The organism is Saccharibacillus sacchari DSM 19268 (assembly GCF_000585395.1).
GTDB classification, from domain to species: domain Bacteria; phylum Bacillota; class Bacilli; order Paenibacillales; family Paenibacillaceae; genus Saccharibacillus; species Saccharibacillus sacchari.
Map to the genome: position 1 here is coordinate 3,957,248 of NZ_KK073875.1, position 21,252 is coordinate 3,978,499.

At 53.3% G+C, this 21,252-nt stretch carries 19 protein-coding genes; 3 read left to right on the top strand and 16 right to left on the bottom strand.

The window, feature by feature from the left end:
• The first annotated feature begins 61 nt into the window (after nt 1-61).
• Entirely contained in the window at nt 62-1,774 is a 1,713-nt protein-coding gene (locus SACSAC_RS17115) for a methyl-accepting chemotaxis protein (protein WP_037288603.1), read from the top strand.
• 102 nt (nt 1,775-1,876) lie between these two features.
• On the opposite strand, the gene SACSAC_RS17120 is transcribed toward SACSAC_RS17115, so the two are convergent.
• From SACSAC_RS17120 to SACSAC_RS17195, 16 genes are all read right to left on the bottom strand, one after another.
• Nucleotides 1,877-2,308: a DinB family protein gene (locus SACSAC_RS17120; RefSeq protein WP_037288605.1), complete on the bottom strand. Its 432-nt coding sequence runs from the start codon at nt 2,306-2,308 to the stop codon at nt 1,877-1,879.
• A gap of 31 nt (nt 2,309-2,339) precedes the next feature.
• Entirely contained in the window at nt 2,340-4,598 is a 2,259-nt protein-coding gene (locus SACSAC_RS17125) for a TerD family protein (RefSeq protein WP_051507207.1), read from the bottom strand.
• 225 nt (nt 4,599-4,823) lie between these two features.
• Nucleotides 4,824-5,183: a hypothetical protein gene (locus tag SACSAC_RS17130; RefSeq protein ID WP_156951027.1), complete on the bottom strand. Its 360-nt coding sequence runs from the start codon at nt 5,181-5,183 to the stop codon at nt 4,824-4,826.
• A 40-nt stretch (nt 5,184-5,223) separates the two neighbouring features.
• Nucleotides 5,224-5,589, bottom strand: a complete 366-nt coding sequence (locus SACSAC_RS17135) for a hypothetical protein (protein ID WP_037288611.1) — start codon at nt 5,587-5,589, stop codon at nt 5,224-5,226.
• A gap of 117 nt (nt 5,590-5,706) precedes the next feature.
• Entirely contained in the window at nt 5,707-6,636 is a 930-nt protein-coding gene (locus tag SACSAC_RS17140) for an NAD(P)/FAD-dependent oxidoreductase (protein WP_037288614.1), read from the bottom strand.
• 160 nt (nt 6,637-6,796) lie between these two features.
• Nucleotides 6,797-7,888 carry an ankyrin repeat domain-containing protein gene (locus SACSAC_RS17145; protein ID WP_037288617.1) on the bottom strand — a complete coding sequence of 364 codons (1,092 nt, stop codon included), beginning with the start codon at nt 7,886-7,888 and terminating at the stop codon, nt 6,797-6,799.
• Between the two features lie 454 nt (nt 7,889-8,342).
• Nucleotides 8,343-9,380, bottom strand: a complete 1,038-nt coding sequence (locus SACSAC_RS17150) for an ABC transporter substrate-binding protein (RefSeq protein ID WP_037293073.1) — start codon at nt 9,378-9,380, stop codon at nt 8,343-8,345.
• A 120-nt stretch (nt 9,381-9,500) separates the two neighbouring features.
• A complete protein-coding gene (locus SACSAC_RS17155; protein ID WP_037288620.1) occupies nt 9,501-9,959 on the bottom strand; it encodes a hypothetical protein in 459 nt (152 codons plus the stop codon).
• A gap of 172 nt (nt 9,960-10,131) precedes the next feature.
• A complete protein-coding gene (locus SACSAC_RS17160; protein ID WP_037288623.1) occupies nt 10,132-10,953 on the bottom strand; it encodes a hypothetical protein in 822 nt (273 codons plus the stop codon).
• Between the two features lie 129 nt (nt 10,954-11,082).
• A complete protein-coding gene (locus SACSAC_RS17165; protein WP_037288626.1) occupies nt 11,083-11,649 on the bottom strand; it encodes a hypothetical protein in 567 nt (188 codons plus the stop codon).
• Nucleotides 11,646-12,533 carry a phosphotransferase family protein gene (locus SACSAC_RS17170; protein WP_037288630.1) on the bottom strand — a complete coding sequence of 296 codons (888 nt, stop codon included), beginning with the start codon at nt 12,531-12,533 and terminating at the stop codon, nt 11,646-11,648. Before SACSAC_RS17170 ends, SACSAC_RS17165 begins: the two co-directional genes overlap by 4 nt.
• A gap of 280 nt (nt 12,534-12,813) precedes the next feature.
• Nucleotides 12,814-13,443: an NUDIX hydrolase gene (locus SACSAC_RS17175; protein ID WP_037288634.1), complete on the bottom strand. Its 630-nt coding sequence runs from the start codon at nt 13,441-13,443 to the stop codon at nt 12,814-12,816.
• Between the two features lie 33 nt (nt 13,444-13,476).
• A complete protein-coding gene (locus SACSAC_RS17180; protein WP_037288636.1) occupies nt 13,477-13,770 on the bottom strand; it encodes a hypothetical protein in 294 nt (97 codons plus the stop codon).
• Between the two features lie 27 nt (nt 13,771-13,797).
• Nucleotides 13,798-15,156: a GNAT family N-acetyltransferase gene (locus SACSAC_RS27260; RefSeq protein ID WP_051507208.1), complete on the bottom strand. Its 1,359-nt coding sequence runs from the start codon at nt 15,154-15,156 to the stop codon at nt 13,798-13,800.
• A gap of 50 nt (nt 15,157-15,206) precedes the next feature.
• A complete protein-coding gene (locus SACSAC_RS17190; RefSeq protein ID WP_051507209.1) occupies nt 15,207-16,202 on the bottom strand; it encodes a nucleoside hydrolase in 996 nt (331 codons plus the stop codon).
• A gap of 109 nt (nt 16,203-16,311) precedes the next feature.
• Nucleotides 16,312-18,078, bottom strand: coding sequence for an ABC transporter substrate-binding protein (locus SACSAC_RS17195; RefSeq protein WP_037288639.1), 1,767 nt, complete (start codon nt 18,076-18,078; stop codon nt 16,312-16,314).
• A 142-nt stretch (nt 18,079-18,220) separates the two neighbouring features.
• Between SACSAC_RS17195 and SACSAC_RS17200 the strand changes: the two genes are divergently transcribed.
• Complete coding sequence (locus SACSAC_RS17200; protein ID WP_084778152.1) at nt 18,221-19,471, top strand: MDR family MFS transporter; 1,251 nt, start codon at nt 18,221-18,223, stop codon at nt 19,469-19,471.
• Between the two features lie 231 nt (nt 19,472-19,702).
• Nucleotides 19,703-21,076, top strand: coding sequence for a magnesium transporter (gene mgtE, locus SACSAC_RS17205; protein WP_037288641.1), 1,374 nt, complete (start codon nt 19,703-19,705; stop codon nt 21,074-21,076).
• Nucleotides 21,077-21,252: the final 176 nt, after the last annotated feature.

Here is a 21,252-nt window from a genome sequence, read left to right on the forward strand (position 1 = left end):
GCGCGCTTGACGACCGATATAGATAGACGGGAATTTTATTATGGAATAAGGGGCGAATGCGTTGAAATTGTTCAGAAACTTGTCCGTGACCCGAAAGCTGATTATTTTAATTACGGTCAGCGCGCTGGCTCTCGGTTCGGTCGGCTTTATCGGCCTTAATTACATCCTTGTATTGGCAAAGGATTCGAAGATCATGTACGGCGAAAATCTCATTCCGCTCAGCAAAGTCATGCAGGCTCGAATCAATGCGCGAGCGAGCGACGCCTATACGTTGGAATTGCTTACCGCCACCGATGAGGCTCGCACCCAAGAACTTAAGGGCGAGATCGACTCGGCTTGGGAAGAGATCGGCCAGATCGCCGATGAGCTGGATGCAGGCATGCTGACTGCGGATCAGCAGCAATTTCTGGATCAATACCGGGTTGAAGCGTCCAAATTGCAGGAGAGCCGCGGCGAAGTATTAAGCTTGATCGAAGCCGGCCAACGTGCGCAAGCCTATGAGGTGTACGCTTCCCGCGTCGAGACCGACCGTAAAGCGGTCAACGACTCGCTCAAAGCGCTTCAAGCTTCCAATATCGAATACGCAGGAACGATCAACGAGAAAAACCAATCCAATCTGGATGACATCATGATTTTGGTCTGTTCCTTGATTGCCGCCGCGCTTCTTCTTTTGATTGGTCTCGGAATTCTGACTGCCCGCTCGATCGTGCGTCCGGTCAAAGAAGTGGTCGCTCTGCTGGCTCAAGCGGAAAACGGCGACTTCACGGTAAAAGGAGCTTACGTATCCAAAGACGAGATCGGTGAGCTTACAACTTCGTTCAATCAAATGACGGGCAAGCTGCAAACGGTATTCGGTTCCGTTCAGGAATCCGCTTATCTCGTCGCTTCTTCCTCGGAAGAACTCAGTGCCAGCGCCGAACAGAACAGCAAAGCCAGCGAGCATATCACGACGATCGTGCAGGATTTGGCCGTCGGTTCGGATGCGCAATCGGACAAGGTGGAGCAAAGTTCGCGCATCGTCGCCGATATTACGGGGCATACGCGCGAAATCGCCAATTACACCGACGAAATGCGCCGCGACGTGCAGAACGCTTCCGAAGCTTCGGCCGAGGGCAGCCAAGCGATCGGCGAGGTCGGACGGCAAATGCATACGATCTCGACAAACGTCGGCAGTCTTTCCGAAGCGGTACAAAGCCTGGGACGTCGTTCGGAAGAGATTGAGCAAATTACCAATGTCATCTCGGGCATTTCCAGCCAAACGAATCTGTTGGCGCTGAATGCGGCCATCGAGGCGGCGCGTGCCGGCGAACACGGACGCGGCTTCGCTGTCGTCGCCGACGAAGTGCGCAAGTTGGCCGAAGAATCGAATAATTCGACGAAGCAGATTACCGCGCTGATCGAATTGATTCGTCAAGATACCGAAGTCACGCTGCGTACCATGCAAAACACGTCGGAAGAAGTTCATTCCGGTTTGGCCGTCGTCGACGATGCAGGCCGTTCCTTCGGAAAGATCGAACATGCCGTCGGCGAAGTCGTCCGGCAGATCGAGAACGTCTCCGGCATTTTGCAGCGCCTGGCCGGCGGTACAAGTCAGGTCAACGAGTCGATCGGCGAGGTTCAAGACGTAGCGCGCGAGTCCGCAATGAACGCGCAAAACATCTCGGCGGCTACGCAGGAACAGTTGGCTTCGATGGAAGAGATCTCCTCGTCCTCCCAAGCGCTTGCGAGTTTGGCTGACGATCTCCAGAACGTCATTCGTCAATTTAAGATTTAAAGTCATCCAAGCATTCAGCCTATTCAGGCGAAGGCGCAAAAAGGAAGTCCCGTCGAGGGACTTCCTTTTTTCTCATCTTTTCGCTTTTCTCCGTTCCGTGAATCAACTGAAGCTGCGGGTCGCCGGCCATACGCCTTGCATCTTGCTCAGCATGACGATCTGGCCGATATGGTACGCCTCTTGCATCGCCAGCGTGCGGATTCCGCCTCCGAGCGTTCCACCGTCCGAAAACTTGCGCCCCAGCATGTCGATGTCCGATTTTTCGAACAAAGCCGAAAGTTCCCGATGCAGCCGATACAACTCTTCTTTGGATGCTGCCCATCCCGCTTCCGAAGCATCTTCCACGTTGAACGTGCCAGTGTTGTTTTCGGTCTCGTGAATACAGTTGGAAGGACCGTCCAAAGGCTTCCATACGGCCTGCTTCGCCGTGACGCCTTGCAATGCTTGTTCCAGCGGCGGGAACCACTCTTCCTGATCCAGACAGCTGTCCCAGGATTGCTGAAGCAACTTGCCGGGCAATTCTTTGATATCCATAAAGCGTCGGAAACGCAAAGTTCCGCGACGCTTACAAATACTCCCCGACGATTATATCCGTTCGGTACGGAGTCGTTCCTTCCTCCATGCCGAACACCGTATCCGCTTCGTATTCCTTATGAGTCAAAGTTCCGCGCGCTTTCGCGTGCAGCGTATACAGCTCGGCGAGCGTCGTTCGGCGCACGTCCGCGAAAGCTCTTCCGAGCAGTTCCAAGCCGCTCATATTGTCATGCGCCGTGATCCGGAATCCTCTGTTTTTCACGACCGAATCGATCCAAATCAGCTGATTCTCCCACAAGTCGATCGCGAACGGAACGGCTTGCTGAGCATCGACGGTCAGATCGAAACGCGATTCGACCGTGCGCGGATCGTAAACCTGACCGGCTCTTGACTGATGCCGCACCATGAATCCGGCAAAACATTCCGGCAGTGCCGAAAACGGTTGTCCCGTAAAGCAGGCGACCTGCACCATGGCGTAACGCGCTCGGGTTCTCCACAGCACTTCAGGGATATTCAAATCGATAAATTCGGAAGCGCCTTTCGGAGCATTGGTGATATCGCCGCTGTGCACCCCGAATTCCTCTTTCAAATTATAAAAAGCCAACGTCTCCACATGCGACCAATTTTCGTCCAGCAGCACCAGCGACAGATCAATGTCCACGCGCCGCATGTCGGCGGAACCTTCGTTCATATTGGTCCACCAGCAGAATAAACGCAGGATGTCCCCTTCCGGAACTTCGATGCGGCTGCCGCGAGGCAGGGGACGGAGCGCGGAGCTAGCCGAACGGTTCGAGAAAGGCACGGGAATATTCGCAAGGCGCGGATCGATATAGACCGCACCCAAAGGTTCGCGTTCGGCGAATCGGGCAATAAGTTCCTGCTCGATTCGTTGAACCAGCCGATTGGTTTTGGCAGAGTCCAACCGCGGCAGGCGATCATGAATCGCGACGGCTTTGCCGATATTGCCTTTCGGAAAAAACACCCGGTATTGTCGAGGCTCGCCGCGATGCTTGAAGTGCGCCAGCAGCTGAAGCAGCAGCGGAACCGCCAAACGGTCGGCCGTGCGATCGAACGCGGACATGATCTTCTCCGTTTGCGCCGGTTGGGAACGCAGCAGCAGGTCCAATCGACGTGCCAATTCCCCCGGACGGCGAGCCAACAGGTCGATGACTTGGGGATCCTGCAAGACCAATCCTTCTTCCGCCTCGCGGCGGAAAGTCGGAATCGACTTCTGTCGTCTCAACAGCGTGAAAGCTTCGAACGCCGAAGGGTAGCGTCCCCGCATTTCTCCCGGATGCAAAATCTCTCCAAGACGCTTCCAAGCCTCGCGATACAGCACCATGTCTTCGACGGAAGCTCCGGTCTTCTCCAACAAACCGAGCAGCAAGCGGCGTTCCGACCGTTTGAAATTACGGAATCGATAGGCGTTCGCCGGAGTCCCGGAGGCAGGCTGTATCTCCGCCTGCATGCCTTGCATCAGGTTGTACGGGTTAGCGGCAGGCCGCGTCAATTGAGCCGTCTTTTTCGTCCAGAACAGGCTTGTATCCAGTCCGGACAATCCCGCCGCCAGGCGCAGCACGTCCGTCGCCGTATTGAAGGATTTGGAAAGGCGTTCGACATTGGCCATTCCTTCTTCCAATAGCACGGAAGCAACGAAAGCCGCATTTTCCTTGTACGGCATCTCTTCCGGCAGCAAGCGGGACAGCTCGGGATCCAGACCGCTTCGCAGAGAGTCCGCTATATCCTGTTTGTCTTGTTCGGACAGCGAAGCATTCGCGCGCATCAGATTACGGATCATGAATAGGTATTCGGTTTCGGATCCTTGTTCGATTTGTTTGAGCTTTTTGCGAATTTTCAGTTCGGGGCGCTTCTCGGCCGGAGTCTCGGGCAATGCGCCCGTCATATAATGGAGCAGCGCGCGCAAATACAGCTCCGCATCGCTTGCGTCCATGACCTGCTGCGGAAAATTGGGATACATGGGTACGTATTTGACATGGTCGCCCAGCATCCGCCGCAGCGTCGGTATCACTGTATCATGCAGGTCGCTTAGGGTATCCGCATCCAGCGTCGAAGCTGTTTCCAGCAGTTCCGAAGAAAACGTAAACCCGAGTCTTTCCATATTTTTAAGCAGCGCCGCCAAAACGCCGGGCTCCGCTGCCGAATGATGTTCGAGGTTGGAAGAAATCGTTTGTTGCTCCGCCGCAGGCAGTACCAACTTCTGTGCGCGTCGCAGAAATACCGGATTGAGGGTTCGAAGCGCCTGACGCGCATTCGCGTGTTGAAGGGTCATCGTACAACCTCCTTTTATGTCTGTTAAACAATCGGAAGCCGCAGGAGAGCCGGAACGCTGGGATCGGTTGGAGGATAGAAGGAAGCGTTCCGATAGCCTGCGGCTTCGTCATGTTCACACTTTATCATTCTCATATTCACGCCAATAGGGTACAAGTATGGCGAAAGCAAAATGAATACAAAAAAGAGCAAGCGGAATCTCTCCATCCGCCTGCTCCCGATCTGCCTATTCGACTCGATGTACCAGCTTGCTCCGCCGTCCCAATGTCATCTCGACCGTCTGTCCTTCGCGGAAGTTTTCCGGATTTTGATTCGCGGAAATAACCGAGCTCTTATGCTTGCCGTTGTCCAGCTTAACCCATACTTGATTGCGATGTCGGCTGACTACTGTTCCTTGAACTTTGGTAAAGTCTTTTCGAGTCATGTCCATCACGATCATAAACAATAAGACGAACGAAATAACGCCTACAACAATGAACATGACCTGCAAAACGGTAACTTTGGAGTTACCCCAATTCATAAAAATCTGTCCCGACGATAAAGCAAATAGCATTGCCGTAATAAACAAAGACGTTTTCATTTGCAAGCTCTTTTCCCCCTTCCCTTCCTTTATTCAAGCGCACGTATTAAGCCCTTTTGAATTCGTCAGTCATGTCCCTTTTCACGAATTCGGATGGCACATCCTGCGTCTCGGTGAAGCTATGAAACAACAGCTCTGTCGTCTCCGCGTTAAAAGTCTCCACGACTTCTCCGCCCGGCTCCAAAATTTGTCCGATCGCATAATGCCGGAATCCATCCGGATGAGGAACCCGAATTTCCACGATCATTTCTTCATAAGATCCGGCACATTGAATATACAGATTGTCGCTAACGGTAAGTCCGCAGTATGTACGATTCAGGTCATCCATCCGATCTAAAATCTGTCTGATTCGTTCGCGGGAAGCGTCCTGCTCGGTAACATTCCCGCGGTTTTCCTCATATCTGAATTCCATGAAATCACTTCTCTCCTTCCTTTGACTAGAGATTTGGAATCAACAAAACCGCAGAGCCTTAAGCCTGCGGTTTTGTGTTGGTTCTATTTTACATCTTGCGTCGAAGAGGAACAAGCATCACCGATCCTGGACGCGTTTTTCCCAATCCAACTCCAGAAACTCCGTGTTGATGGCAACGCCTGCCATCGATCCGGCCGCGACAGCCGCGGCTACCTGGTACTTCTGCGAGGCTCCGTCACCCGCGCCGAACACGCCGGGCACATCGGAGCGTCCCATTTCGTCCACGATCATCGTGCCGAACTCGTTTACCGCACACCCAAGGGTTGCAGGAAGATCAGATCCGGGAGCAAGCTTCGGAGCAAAGAAAATGGCGGTACGCGGAATCTCGCTGCCGTCTTCCAGCATAATCGCAACCGTCTCTCCTGCTTCGGAAAATATCTCTCGAATCGGAGCATCATACACGGAAATTCCTCTGCGCCGAAACTCTGTCATTTCTTCCTCGGGGCGAGGATTTCCGTCGGTGAAAACGGCCACATCATTCGACCATCCGGAGACCGTGCGCGTCAGGTGCATCGTATGATCTCCGGCAATAACGGCGATCGGTCGATCCCGCATCTCCCAACCGTCGCAATACGGGCAGACATAAGCGCTTTTTCCGTAAACGTGTTCCAGCCCTTTCAAATTCATCGGAAGGTCTTTCATGCCCGTCGCGAATAACAGCTTGCGACCGGTATGCGTTTCCCCGTCGCTTGTCGTCACTCGGAACGCGCCGTCGCTTCCTTCGATGCTTGCTGCGGCCGTCTGAATAAAACGTACGCTCGGATATGCCGCAATCTGTTCGCGTGCGACTTTGCGCAGCTCGGACGGAGATACCCCGTCACGAGTCAAAAAACCGTGAGATTCGCGAGTGACCCGATGGCGAGGCAGTGCTTCGTCGATAACAAGCACGCTGCGGCGGGCTCTTCCAAGTACTAGTGCTGCGCTCATCCCTGCCGGGCCTCCTCCGATGATAATCACGTCTGCCGAGTTTAAAGATGGATTCAACATATCGATCTCTCCTTTTATAACTATTATAGACTCTTTATATCTCTTATTATCCCAAAAGAAAAGCGGTCTTCGTTATGAATAGGCAAACAGGATACCGAAGACCGCATGATTCCAATTAAGGATGATATGTATCTATAATATTCGTAATCATTTCGATTTGTCAATTCTTTTGTTCGATTTTTGACTTAAGGAGTTTAACGGCATCGGTTTGAGCATATTTTTCCGCAGCATGAAGCGGCGTTTCGCCTTCCGAATTCGGAAGGTTCGGGTTCACGCCTGCTTCGATCAATGCTTCGATTGCGGCTGTTTTTCCGAACTGAACGGCGTAATGAAGCGGGGTACGGCCGTGCTTTTCCTCTATCGACGGATCTGCGCCGTGTCCGATCAACGCAGCGACGGCAACATCGTTGTCCGCGTATGCAGCCATGTGCAGCGGGGTAAGTCCTGCTGCTTTGCTGTTGATTTGATTCACTTCGGCTCCTCCGCGTACGACTGAAGCGATCAATGAAGCATCTCGGCAGTTGACGACCAAGAATAATCCGCCTTTACGCAGAGAAGCCTCGTTCGCTTGAGGGTCGATTCGCGCCAGGTAATCAGCGATTTCCAAAGCTCCGATCGTATAGGCTTGCTCGAGCGGCGTATGTCGGTTATGCGTCTTCGCCGTGTCGGCTCCCGCTTCAACCAACAAACGAACCAGCTCGAGATTTCGATGCGCGCAAGCGATATGCAGAGGCGTTCCGTAACCGCTCACTTTGCGATCCAACTCGCGCGAGGAAGCTTTGGGCAGACGTTCCAAGACCGCTTCTGTATCCTTTTTAATGCAGGCATAAGCCAACGTACTCTTGAAGGTTTCCGATTTCAATGCTTTTTCCAGCCGCTGTTTGGCCCAGTCTCCGTCCGGTTCGATCCGGTAAACCTCGTACGCCAGCCAATCGATCGCTTGTCCGGCATCCAACAGCGGGTTTAGATCATTCCGGTATTCAAGGGTCGGCGCGGCGCCGGGAGGCGATGCCAGCAGAAATCCGGTCCATTCCGTCGTTCGCTTTTGGTAAGCATGTCTGATGATTTTCATGGGATCTCCGGGTAAGTCAGGGTCTTCGCGTTGATATTGACCAGGGCTTCCCGTATAGAGCTGGTAGGAGGAGACGACCGGATCGCAAAAAGCGATCAGCAGCACATGGGAGTGCGGAGAAGGCCGGTATTGATCCAATAATGTATGTAGTTCGTTAAGGGTCGAATCCATTTCATGCATGACAATATCCTCCGGGTCAATTTATTGGTTGCGTTTTTTTTCAAGGTTTGTTTTTGCTATTTTTCTGGTTTCTATGGGTTAATTATTGTGAATTTTTCATGTAATGATTTTTTTATTTTATTTTGCTAAATCTCGATATGCTTATTACGGACAGGTTCCCTTTTCGGTTGATCGATTGGGACTACTGTATCATATTCCGATCGTTTACTGCCAAGCCGTTTGGCATCATAAACTTAAAAAAAGCACCCCCGTTAAGGGAGTGCTTTAGAATTTTTTTTCGGTGCGCTAGGACGTGTCTGCAAACCTACTGACGTGTATCTTTTACTGCCTTTTCGCCCTCAACTGCGTCACTTTCCCTTGATGTGCCCCGGCACGACTGCGGAAAAGTTCCTTGTCGATAACGAAAATTCAGCAAAATCTACGTTCGTCGAGGTTTGCAGATACGCCCTAGGGCTTATTTGGCGGAAAGAAGACTATCCGTAATGAATTTCAGCTGCCCTGCGAGCGAAATCGGATCGTTGTACGTATCCGATTTCGGATCCAGTCGGAAAACGTTGCCCGCTTTGACGGCCGGAAGGTTTTTCCAAATGCTGTTTCCGTAAACGACTTCGGGATCGCTGTCGTCGCCTGACCACGGGCTGGTGAAAATGATATCCCCGGCATACTCCGGCAGCAGTTCCAGCGAGATCGAAGCGAAGCCCGTACCGCTGTCGATCGCTTCCGCTTGCGCTTTTTCCGGCGCTTTCAGCCCGAATTCGCCGTACAGAATTTCGCCTCCGCGACCGTAATTGTGCCCGAACACGTAGAGGCCTTTGTCGTACGGGTTCAGAATGGATACCGTGCGATCGCCTACGGCCGCTTCGACTCGGGGCTTCAATTCATTGATCTGCGATTCCCAATTTTCGATCCATGCTTTCGCTTGATCTTTGCGGTCGGTCAGCTTGCCCAGTTCCAGGAGCAAGTCTTTGTAAGTCCGTTTGCCGTACTCGAGCTGCACGACCGGCGCGATCGCGGATAACTGATCGATCCCTTCCGTGCCTTTGTACGCGATAATCAGATCCGGCTTAAGTTCGAGAATCGGCTCGGCCGTCGGAAGATCGCCCAGATCGACGGTGCCTTGCGCAGCCAGTTGTTCCTTGATGTATTTATTGTTGATCGCTCCGGACAATGCTCCTGCGACAGGGGCATCGAGCGCTACCAAATATCCGGTCGTAAAAGCAGTCAGATCAACGATGCGCTGCGGATTTCGGGGAACTTGAACGTCGCCCGCGTCCGAAGCGAAAGTCACCGTATCGCTTTCCGTCGCTGCAGTTTTCTCAGCCGCAGGTTCTGCCGGCGTCTCCTCCGCAGTCTTTTCAACTGCCGCCTGCTCTTTTGTCTCGGTCGTACTGCTTGTATCGGCCGCATTACTTGTCGGTTGCCCGCATGCGCTAAGTACCAGCATAAGAGCCATGAACAGCATCAACAAAGCAGCATTGTATCTTTTCAGCAAAGTAAATCCGCCCTTTTCTTTTTGATATTGATAATCGTTATCAAAAATAGCACGCGATCTGCGATTTGACAAGCAAATTCTTCAGATTCGGCCAAAAGGCAGGTTCGATAAAAAATTGAGTTACTTTATTTGAATAGATAAGGCATAGCTTGCATAATCTTCATTGCCCCAAACGGCCCAGATTTGCAGCGCATAATAACCGACTAAATCCGGCAGCGTCAAAGTCGTTCCGCTAACGATCACGGGTACGGGCGCAGCCCCCGGGTCTTCCATGCTCATCAAGTTTGCCGTGATCTGAAAAGGCTCTTCCCCGTCAAAATCGAGCCGGATTCCATTTTTAGCTTGAAAAACTTCGACTTCGTCATCACGAACTTGCTCCGTCGGATGCCCGGAATCGGAGTCCGTATCCTCCCAAGAATAGGTTCCGAGCGTCATCGGCATCCGTACCGTATTCAGGCGTTCGGCAGTCAAAGCCGGCGGCTTGCTCACTGCTCCGCAGCCCGACATCAGGGTAACGAACATCAGAAGGATCAGAATCATTGTTGTGCGGAAAAAACGGAGCTTGCAAGGAATTCTCATGTTCGTTTCTCCTTTCCGGCATGTAAATTAAAGATCCAATCCATTATACCTATATTTTTCCATATTGTAAAAGGATATAGCGGTCGGGAATCATAAAAAAACGACCTTCTGTGAGAGAAGATCGTTTCTTGGCATTATACCGAATTCGTTGTACGTTTTTCGAAACGGAAACTTACCTAGCTTCTTCCTTTTCGATACTGCCCGATTCGCGACTCCGGCGCATTCTGCGTTCTGCCGTGCTTTCTTCGACTCCGCGTAATCCGTCCCTTGCGAAAATCAGCTCCAGCTCCAACAGCCGATCGGACAAACGAACCGGGATCGTTTCGCGCAATTGCGGCCATGGAAGAAGCTGCTCGGACAACAAACGATATTCCGTGTATTCCAACGCGGGCTTGAACGCAAACGAACGCAAATAACGTTTTACGCGCGCATGAACTTCTTCGGCGTCGCCGCCCGCCGGCAGCGAACAAGCGATCTCTCCGCCCGCATACAGCCCGTCAGCGCCCGCGCGTTGTCCCGTACCCAGATACAAGTCAGGCAGCAGCTCGAACACTTCGGGCATCGGAGACAAAGCATGCTTGCCCGGCTGGGCGAACAAGCGAACATGGGTGCCGTCGCTCAAGTTGCTCCGATTTTTAAGCAACCCTTTCAAAATCCGGCCGTGAAACGTGACTTCGCAATCCAGCACTTCGCCGTTGGGACCCACATAGATCCAGACCTGTTCCAATTGATAAATATGTCCGATCTCGTAATCCCACCAAATCGCGTATTCCAAAACAAATTCGGTCCGGTGATCGGCTTCTTCGAACGACCGCGGAAACGACGGGGATTCTTCCTCGACTCCCAAGCATGAAAATCCGACCAGATTGGGCAGGAAAGGCTCGCGCAGATCGAACATCAAATAAGGCGCATAGCGCTCGCACAACTTGCGCTCCTCGCCTTCGGCATCTTTTGCCGTTTGCTCTTCCCATCCGTTCGGCGCCGACTCGTTCATCTTCTCAACTCCTTAACATTTCTCTGCATCCGCAATGCAAATAGTTGCCGGAATGCGGATTCATTTTTCCCATACCTTTATTTTGCGGGAAAAATGTTCGGTGAATGTTAAGCCGGATAGGAAGAAGCGTTAAGTTTGTCTGGAATATAACGTCGCGCCGCCGGAGCCGAGAATCGCGATGGAACGACCCGACGGCGAAAATCCGCAGATCAGCGGTCCGTCCAAGCGTCTTGTATCCAGCAGAACTGCCTGACCTAGATACGCATAACCCGGGGCAAATACCTGTTCCAAAATCACGGAAGCCCGCGGCCACCACGGATAAATGACTTCCAAACGCCAACCGTCCTCCGTAACCCGGATGCCGTCTCCGGCTTCGAATCCGAATAAGCGAATATCCGAACCGCCTTGCGGAGGGGAGAAAACAAGATCATTCGACGACAACGACTTTTCCGTAAGCCTCGAATCCCGTTCTCTCGCTACCTGCTCGCCCGTATCGGGGACGGTAAGGGAATAACCCGAAGTGCCGATCATCAGAAACTGTTCCTGCTCATCCCAACCGCACGCATAAGCGCCGGCAGCCGGAACGATGATCGCTTCTCTCCACGGTTCCGGCATAGGTCCGAGCCGAAGCGCTTTGGCCGCTCGCACCAGATCAAGCTCGAACGATGTCCGAATCTCGTCTTCTTCCGGATTCATTCTTTTACCTCCTGTGCATAAGCTTCCAAGCCGTAAGCCAATGATTCTTCATGGCCTTCTTCGGCACCGTACAGCGCTTCGCGCAGCAAGAGTATTTTGGCGTACAGGCGAACCCGCTCAGCCAAATTTGCATCCCCTCCGTACGCAGCCAAGCATTTTTCGAAAAACAACGGTCCGTATCCACTCAGAATGCCTGCAAAATCGGCCGCCGGATCACCCATTCTTGCCGATCCGAAGCCGATCACGCCTGTCACGCGTTCGTCCGCGGCATCCCAGAGCAGATGTGCCGGACCGAACGCTCCATGAATCAACACCTTTTCCGATTCCTTTTCCGCTGCTATCCAAGCTTTCAGATCGACTTCCGCCCGTGCCTGCAATTCCTTGCGCATAACGGGAAACAACCATCTGCGCATCATGTCTCTCAGCTGCTTGCCCGACAAATGTTCAATCTCTTCACTGTCGTCGGGTTCAGGCGGTTTCGCTTCCAATTGGACGGCATGCAGCCTTTTAAGAAATTCGCCGATCGCCGCCGCTGCACGCTCTTCCTCTTCCGTTCCCGTTAATCCCTCCAATGATTCCGGCCACAACGGCTCCCCTTCGATCCGCTCGTAGCCGATAAAAGCCAGTACCGGTTCCGGCCGTTCCAACGACTCGAAGACCGGTACGGGCACCGGAAGATTGGCAGCTCGCGATATCGTAGGAAGCAGCGTTTCGGCTTCGTACGCCAGACGCTTCGCTCCCCATTCATTTCGCGCGAACCGAAACACAAATCTATAGTTGATGCCGAAGACCGCGTAATGCTGCGCGGCTCTCTCCGTCTGGATATCCTCAATCGCCATCTCCGGATAAACCTGCTGAAGGCGTTGGGCAAATGGGTTGCTCATGATGAATCCTTCCCTTCGTTTCTCTGGTACTAACTTAACACAGGTGCAACATTCGCGAAATTAAAGGAAACGCGGACATCAAAAACGAACATCGCCTAAGCGATGTCCGTTTTTTGTTACATCTTGATAGGTTTCGACTGAACTCATCCTTCATCATCCGGATAATTCGGAGAAATCCAGCTCATTTCGGCAAATTCCATGATCTTTTGGAAACGATCGACCGATTCCAATATCTTCGTTTCGTCGACGAATGTTTTGGGGATGCCGGATTTGCAAGGCCCTATTCGAGTTCTCCCAAAGCTCGGAACAGCAATTCGTAATACGTCTCGGTATTGTCCGTATAATCGCTTAACGCAACCTGCCGCTGCTCGTGCACGGGATGATGATGTTCGTCATAGGTGATTCCTTTGATTGCGATAAGCCCTGTTTTTCCTTGTACCAACTCCCGAAAATCCTCCGCTTCGACCCAAAACACGCCGGAGACCTCGCTCTGCTGCACCCGGTAATCTTCCAAGCGCTGGTCGCAACGGTACAAGTGGACGTGAGTAAACTCCCGGTCCATATAATGCTCGGAAATCCGGTATTCCTCCTGATGCATGCCGCAGTAGATCAGATCTTCATAACGCGCGGACAGGCCCAGTTCCTCTTCCAGCTCGCGCAGACCGTCTTCGGGCGTCTCGCCCGCAAGCAGGTGGCCCGCGCTGGAGGTATCGAGTTTATCGGGAAACGTCTCTTTGCCCGGATGGCGGAGTTGAAAAAGCAGCTTCCATCCTTCTTCCCGCGAACCGGAAACCACCCAACAATGGAACACCTGATGCCACAACCCTTCCCGATGAACTTCCCCGCGAGTCGCCGTTCCGATCCAATCTTTCTTTTCGTTGAATACGTCCAATACTTCGGTGACGGCCATCGTTACTGCACCGCTCCTTTCGCTGACTATGATCTACGACGCGCAGTGATCCTGTCCTTGCATAACGAGACCTTTTCCGTGCTCGTCAACCCGCAAATCCAGCGTGACTTCGGACTTTACGAAACTGATCGCATGCGGCTCGTAGACCACTTCAAGACCGTTCACGACGCAGCGGCGATCGTTGGTCTCGGCCTCTCCGAGCTTCACCATGAATCCGGGTCCGCAGCAGCTGCAACTTTTACCGTTCGACAAAACGCGCAGCGACGAGATCCCGGTCTTCTGCATTTGCTCTTCGATAAAGAGTTTGGCTTCGTTAGTGATCACCATGTTTGCTTGCCTCCTGCGCTTAGGCGTCTATTCCTCTTCTTCCATATCCTTCGGATTCACGATCGCCAGCAGCACATGATCCTGCCAACGTCCGTTGATGTTCACGTTGCGGCGGCACAGTCCTTCGCGTTCGAAGCCTGCTTTTTCCATGACCCGCAGCGATCCCCGGTTATGCGGCATGACCCCTGCTTCGATACGATGCAGCGCCAGCACTTCGAACGCATGGCGCACGACGAATCTCACCGCTTCGGTCATGTAGCCTTTGCCGTTGTAATCGCCGTCCATCGAATAGCCGATCAACGCGCTTTGCAGGCTGCCCCGCTTGACGTCCATCAAATCCACGCCGCCGATCAGCAGGCCGGATTCGCGTTCGCGCACCATAAACGTATAACGCTTATCGGCAGCCGCCGCGTCGATCGATCTGCGCACGCGGGCAACCTGCTCGTCGTGCGTATAAAAAGACTCGTCGCGCGTCGCGGTAAACTGGAGGAAAAACGCTTTATTTTTCAACTCGTGCTCAAGCAGGTCGCCGACGTCGCTCTCCTTGACCAGCTCGACGCGCAGCCGCTCGGTTCCGTCGTGGTATAAACCTAACGCGGATTCTCCGTTTGTCCAATCCGGTCGAGCCGATAACGATTGAGCTTGATTTTCCTGTTCATGCCGCGGTTGATTCGCATCCATCTCTTGATAAGCCTCCATCCATGTCTCGCCGGTTCCCGCTGTCCGTTGAGGCGAGCTTGCATGTTCCAAAAACCAACGGTACAAGCCTTCGTTGGCATAGACTTTTTTCCAGCAATCGTGACCCATTCCCGGATAAAGCGTCAACTCCACTTCCGCGCCGACTTTCCGCATCGCTTCGGCAATTTTTTCCGATTCCGAAGGGCGAATGACTTGATCGTCCATCCCGTGAAAAATCCAGGCCGGCATGTCTTTGAGTTTCCGCGCATGGGCCGGGTCGCCTCCGCCGGATACCGGGGCAATCGCGGCAAAGCGCTCCGGATGGTGATCGGCCAGCTGCCAAACGCCGTATGCGCCCATGCTGAAGCCGGTCAGGTACACGCGATCGGAGTCGATATGCCAGTGCTCTTCCAACTCGTCGAGAATAGCCAGCACCTCATCCTCGCGCGTATTCCAAAAAGCTCCCAGCGTGCACTGCGGAGCGACGACGATAAAAGGGAAATTCCGTTCTTGTTCGATGCGTGCCGGGAGGCCTTCTCTGCGAATGGCATCCGGCTGCGTTCCGCTTCCTCCGGCTCCGTGCAGATACAGGATTAACGGCCACTTCTTTGAATCGCTTTCGTCATAAGTCAAAGGAACGTACAGCAAATACTTCATGCGAATGCTTTTGAGAATTTGTTTGTCGATCCGAAGCTCCCGTCCATTCAACGCAGCTGCCTCCTTTTACACGCATCGTTTGCAAGTTTCTATTTGATCGATTATCGGATCGCGCCCAGTACGTCCAGCAGCATCTGCTTGAATCGCGGACGGTCGATGCCTTCGCATACGCGCACGTTCGGTTGACGGCCGAGACGGCCGTTGATATCGACTACGCTGTAACCGCGCGTCCATTCGCCTTTGGTCTCCACGTCGACAAAGTACTTATTGCTTTTCGTCATCACCGATTCGTCGGCGGCGACGGCCATGAGCAGCGTATCCGGATGCGTCGTGCCGCTAAGACGGTGTACTCTTTTATTAAACTGCATCACGACTTTGTTGACCGCGATAAAGAATTCCGCGCCCGAAGTTCCGAGCGCCGAGATTTCCGCATGATCCTCGTCGTCCATCAGCGAGAAGTCGGTGCACATTTCCCAGCCTACCATCGTGGTCGGAATACCGGAGTTAAGCACCAGGCTGGCTGCTTCCGGATCGGTGTAAAAGTTATACTCCGCCGCCGGCGTAATATTGCCAAGCGCGTTATTCGTGCCGCCCATCACGTACAAATGCGCAATTTCCGGCACGATGGTCGGGTCCTTTTGAATCGCCATGGCGATGTTCGTCAGCGGCGCAATCGCGAGCAGCGTTACCTCTCCCGGATATTTGTGCACCGTATCGATCAAAAAATCGACCGCATGCCCTTCCGACGGACGCTGCTCGGCCAACGGGAAATTCGCCCCGCCCATGCCGTCGCTGCCGTGCACGTCTTCGACGGTCAAATGGGACGGCGAATTCCAAGGTGCCAGCAGAGGTCGCTCACAGCCTTTGAACACCGGAATTTTGCCGTCCGCTCCGCCTTTGCCGGCAACTTGAATCGTATACAACGCGTTTTCGACCTCTTGGTCAAACTGCACGTTGCCTCCGGTCATCATGATGCCCAATACGTCAAAATGATGCAGCGCCGTCAGAATGGCGATCGTGTCGTCTCCTGCCGTATCCGTGTCGATAATGACTTTGCGCCGCGCCTGTTCCAATGGTTTACCTTGTTGCGTTGTCATCTGTTCCTCAGCCCTTCTTTATTTATAATCCGGTCATCCCTGCGATGACGGTGCGGCCGGCTTCTGCCTGCCGTCTACCTTCTAAGCATACGTCGACGCGGACTGAGGTTCAATCTTTTTCCCCTGCATGATCGTTCTTGACCCATAATCGGGACAGGTTCGGAAAACCGAGCGCGTCCATGCGCAGTCCGTATAAATTCCGGTTGAAATAACCGCGATGATTGATATGCGTCCCGTACAGCAGCCAGTTTTCCTGTTCCAGCAAAGACTGCGCATGTTCGAACACCTCGGCGCGCCCTTCTTTTTCTTTGCCCATGAATCCGTCAAACAACGCGTGCAGCGTAGCGAGCCGCTCGTCGTCGAGCTTACGGTTCAGATACGTGCCTTCGTTCAGAAAAAAGTTCAACAACTCCAGTTCCCAATCGTCCTCCAGCATCTCGGTCGCCAGCGCCAGTTCGCCGGAAACGGCTTCCGTTCTGCCGAGCGAAACTTCCTGCGGACACAATTCCAGTTCAAGACCGATAACGCTTGCCCGTTTTTGCAGCCACTGCGCTTCCGATCTTTCCTGCTTGCGGTCCATAAACATGATTTGCAGCTTTTGACCTGCGTACCCGCTGCGGCGCAAACATGCTGCCGCTTCTTCGAGAGAACCGGGCGGAATATCGGAGCGTTTGCTGCGCGAAGGCAAAAACCCGGCGGCCGGCTCGATCAGATTCCCGCCCAGCTCCTTAATGATGGCTTGCCGGTCATAGAGCAGACGAACCGCTTGCCGGAATGCCGAATCATGATGAATGCCCGGCGTGCGAAAGTTGAAAATCAGATAACGGCAGCCCATTCCGGGTTTGCTCAGTTCTTTGTTGTCTTCCGCATCGTCTTGATCCGACAGTTGGTAGGTTCGGCTTTCCTGCTCGATGCCCGGCAAAAACCAGACGTCGACCCGATCGATCAGCGGCCGGTACCCGAAATACCCGTCGAAAGCGTTCAACGTGAGCTTGTTCTTTTCCAGTTTGCCGATCCGGAACGGTCCGCTGCCGATGGGCAAACCTTCTTTTTCTTCCGCCGGAAGCACGGCCAAATACAAACAGCCGGCTAAATGCAGAAAGAAAGCGTTGGGACGAGACAAGCGGAACACCACGACGTAATCGCCGAAAGTCTCCGCGTCTTCCACGTCTTCGAACAGGTTGATCGCGGGCGAGTTTTTGCGGCGCAGGCGATGCAGCGTCGATCGGACGTCGCGCGACGTCAGCAACCGGCCGTCATGAAACCGAATCCCTTTTCGCAAATAAAACGTCCAGCGCGTTCGATCTTCGTTGCTTTCCCAGCGATGAGCGAGTTTGGGCAAAAAGCTTTCGGACGCCGTATCGTAATCGACGAGCGTATCGAACAACTGGCCTAACACGTACACTTCGAACACGGTATAAGCGAAAGCGGGGTCCAAATTCTCCAATCGTTGGCCCCGGATCATCTGAAGCACGTCGCGCGCCGACGATTCTTCCGGTTCGCTGCGAAGTCCCAGGTACACGTTGACCCGCTTCCACAACTTCCGCTTAAGCCTTTCGTCGACTTGGGCGTCCGCGATCAAGTCGAACGCTTCGCTCATCCGGCCGTTCTGCAGCAATGCATCCAGCTTCATTTCCAGCACTTCGGCGATCGGACGGAGAAAAGCCAGCGTGGACCCGTTGCCTCTTCCGCGTCCCGGCGTCCAACGTATCCAGCCTTTTTCCTCAAGGCGCCGCAGCACGAATTTGACATTGCGAGGCGTGCAGAACAATAGCTCCGACAGCTTGCCGATCGTGACGGAAACGGTGTCGTCTTCGTTTTTCCGCTCCCTCAACCCCCGATAAATCTGTAAATAATGCAGCATTCCGCTATCCAAGAGCTTTACTCCTTTCTTCGAACGACTTTATGATCTTATTCCAGCATATAAAAGGTGAAAAAAGCAAATCTTTTCTTACCCTTTTTCTTCTCCTTTTATCCCCGTACAATGACGACAGTTGATGATAAGGAGAGTAAGGCCCATGATTCCAAAAGCATTAAAAAGTATTCACCCCCTGGCTTGGACGATCATTATCGGCACGATGTTCGGACGCGTCGTCACCTCGATGAGCATTCCGTTTCTGGCCATCTACCTGACCGGAACGATGAACGTATCGGCTACGCAGACCGGATTCATCGTCGCGGCAAGTTCGCTTGCGGGCGTCTCGATCAGCTTTTACGGGGGGTATATCTCGGACCGGATCGGACGCAAAAAGGTAATGCTCGTCTCCGTTTTCTGTTGGGCGGCCGTCTTTTTCGGGTTTGCGGCGTCGACGGAAGTCTGGATGTTCTTCGTGGTCAACGTGCTGAACGGCCTGTGCCGCTCCGTGTTCGAACCGGCTTCGCGAGCCCTGCTATCCGATACGACGTCACCCGAACATAAGCTGTTGGTGTTCAACCTGCGTTATGCGGCCATCAACATCGGCGTCGTGTTCGGACCGATTCTCGGCCTTCAGCTCGGCTCGGCAGAATCGACCTTCCCATTCCTTGTGGCAGGCATTGTCTACGTTGTGTACGGCTTCGTGCTCGTTATCCAATTCGCCGCTCATCGCAGCGCACTGCCGATTCCGAGCGAAGCCGCGCCTCCTAAAATTCGCGAAGCTTTGTCGGTTACAAGCCGGGATCGGATCTTTCTGCCCGTGCTGATCGGAACGACGTTCTGCGTACTGGGATACGGACATTTCAGTTCGACTCTCGCCCAGTATCTGTCGCTGACTCCGGGGATCAGCAACGGAAAAGAGTTATTCTCGTACATGCTGGCGATGAACGCGGCGGTCGTGCTGCTGGTGCAATATCCGATCGTGAAAACGGCCAGCCGCTTCCGTCCGGTCGTTCCGCTTATTTTGGGAAATGTATTCGTCGCGATCTCCTTGCTGATGTTCGGCATGGGACACAGTCTTTTCTTGTTGCTGGCGGGCGTATTCGTATTCACCGTCGGCGAAGTGTTGATGTTTACGATGATGGATATGCTGATCGACCGAATCGCCAAGCCCGAATGGAAAGGCACGTATTTCGGAACGATCGGCTTTAACAATATCGGAAACGTGGTCGCGCCGATCGTCGGCGGTCTGCTGCTTGACCGATTTGCTCTGCAAAGCGGGTTCGCCGTGTTCGCGCCTCTGGCGCTATTGACGGCATGCGGACTGCCTTTCCTTTGGGCGGCGCATAAGCGGTTGACGGCCAAAGAAGCTGGAGCAGAAGGGAATGGAAACACGGCGGAGAAATTGGCATGATTCCGACGCATGATCCAAAGCTTTTCGGACAAAATCGTACTTTGAAGCTATGCGAACGCCTTCGGGCCCGCATGGCTTTTTATTCATGCTTTTGGCGTTATGCGTTTGGGGGCTTCTTCGGACGTTTACACTTTAGAGAGTAAGCAATATCGAACAAGCGCGGTTATGCACAATAACGAACCTTGATTTTGGGAAGGTTCCGGTGCATGCCCGCCTTGGAAGGAGGAACCTATGCCACCCATTCTTACCGCGCAAGAAATGTATATCCGCCAATTGACCGAAGAAGCCCTGGGATTGCTTCGGCAAGAACGTCCGACCGACTTCGAACATTTTGCCCGAGATGTACACCCTTATGATCTTGTACAGATTTATCACGAACTTTTGCCCCATGATCAAAATCGATTCCTGCACTTGCTGCCGATCGAACAGCTTGCGGATCTGACCGAATCGACCAGCAATGCCGAACAGGTCGAGATTTTCGGCATTCTGGGACCGGAGCGTTCGATCGACGTTATGCAGCAGATGGACGAAGGCGATTTGGCGCGCTTTTTGCATGATTTGACGCCCAATAAGCGCGAAGAGCTGCTATCCAGCATGCAGGTCAGCAGCGCGACTTCGCTGCGCAAGCTGCTGAGCTATCCGCCGGAAAGCGTCGGACGACTGATGTCGGAGCGCTTTATTGCGATTTCGGCAGAAGATACGCCGAGGCAAGCCACGGAGCACATCCGCCGCGTTGCTTCGATCTCCGACACGATCAGTTATCTGTATGTTGTCGATGAAGAAAAAAGACTGGTCGGCGTCGTGTCGTATCATGATCTGTTTTTCGCCGCGGAAGACGCTACGATTAGCGACCTGATGAAAAAACGCGTAATCACCGTCCCCGTCACGATGGATCAAGAAGAAGCGGCCCGATTGATTCAGGACTATGATTTTCTGGCGCTGCCGGTAATCGACGAATCGCAAAAGCTGTGCGGCGTGATTACGGTGGACGACATTCTGGATATCGTTGTGTCCGAAGCGGACGAAGACGTCGCGAAAATGGGCGGCGGCGGCAAAGATATCGACTTTGACACTAAGGCTTTCGTCGCGGTTCGTCGCCGTCTTCCGTGGTTGATCCTGCTGCTGTTTATCGGGCTGGTATCAGGAAGCATCGTTGGATATTTCGAAGATACGTTGCAGCAGATCGTGGCGCTGGCGTTCTTTATGCCGATGATCGCGGGCATGACCGGGAACACGGGCACGCAGTCGCTTGCGGTCGTGGTGCGTGGACTGAACGGACGCAAGCTAACGGCAAAGACCGTGTGGAAACTGATACGGCGCGAGCTGGTCGTAGGCGTCTCGATCGGCGTATGCTGCGGCATCCTTATTACGCTTATCGCTTATTTCTGGCAAGGGGATTGGATACTCGGAGGGATTATCGGCATTTCGCTGCTGGCGACGCTGATTATCGGGACGCTGACGGGTACCTGCATCCCGCTGCTGCTCAGTCGGTTCAAAGTCGATCCGGCCGTCGCTTCGGGACCGCTCATTACGACGTTGAACGATATTTTGTCGTTGTTTATTTATTTCGGGATCGCTTCGCGGTTTTTGGGGATGTTGGGGTGAGGCGGGACGGCTTTGGATTAGCCGAAAAGTTCCTGTTCGTTAAGGGAGCTTGAGGCGGCGCTGCGGGAGAAATTGCCAGCATATGCTTCCGAAGTGCATTTCTTCGAAATGCTTCACAAGCCGCTGTCTCACTCGGAAAATGGATGGGATTTGAATAAGGAATTTTCCGAGTTCAA

Bases quoted from the DNA above. Each gene is read 5' to 3' on its own strand.
- SACSAC_RS17120 (WP_037288605.1), bottom strand. From the start codon at position 2,308: ATGGATATCAAAGAATTGCCCGGCAAGTTGCTTCAGCAATCCTGGGAC.
- SACSAC_RS17125 (WP_051507207.1), bottom strand. From the start codon at position 4,598: ATGACCCTTCAACACGCGAATGCGCGTCAGGCGCTTCGAACCCTCAAT.
- SACSAC_RS17135 (WP_037288611.1), bottom strand. From the start codon at position 5,589: ATGGAATTCAGATATGAGGAAAACCGCGGGAATGTTACCGAGCAGGAC.
- SACSAC_RS17140 (WP_037288614.1), bottom strand. From the start codon at position 6,636: ATGTTGAATCCATCTTTAAACTCGGCAGACGTGATTATCATCGGAGGA.
- SACSAC_RS17145 (WP_037288617.1), bottom strand. From the start codon at position 7,888: ATGCATGAAATGGATTCGACCCTTAACGAACTACATACATTATTGGAT.
- SACSAC_RS17155 (WP_037288620.1), bottom strand. From the start codon at position 9,959: ATGAGAATTCCTTGCAAGCTCCGTTTTTTCCGCACAACAATGATTCTG.
- SACSAC_RS17160 (WP_037288623.1), bottom strand. From the start codon at position 10,953: ATGAACGAGTCGGCGCCGAACGGATGGGAAGAGCAAACGGCAAAAGAT.
- SACSAC_RS17165 (WP_037288626.1), bottom strand. From the start codon at position 11,649: ATGAATCCGGAAGAAGACGAGATTCGGACATCGTTCGAGCTTGATCTG.
- SACSAC_RS17170 (WP_037288630.1), bottom strand. From the start codon at position 12,533: ATGAGCAACCCATTTGCCCAACGCCTTCAGCAGGTTTATCCGGAGATG.
- SACSAC_RS17175 (WP_037288634.1), bottom strand. From the start codon at position 13,443: ATGGCCGTCACCGAAGTATTGGACGTATTCAACGAAAAGAAAGATTGG.
- SACSAC_RS17180 (WP_037288636.1), bottom strand. From the start codon at position 13,770: ATGGTGATCACTAACGAAGCCAAACTCTTTATCGAAGAGCAAATGCAG.
- SACSAC_RS17190 (WP_051507209.1), bottom strand. From the start codon at position 16,202: ATGACAACGCAACAAGGTAAACCATTGGAACAGGCGCGGCGCAAAGTC.
- SACSAC_RS17200 (WP_084778152.1), top strand. From the start codon at position 18,221: ATGATTCCAAAAGCATTAAAAAGTATTCACCCCCTGGCTTGGACGATC.
- mgtE (WP_037288641.1), top strand. From the start codon at position 19,703: ATGCCACCCATTCTTACCGCGCAAGAAATGTATATCCGCCAATTGACC.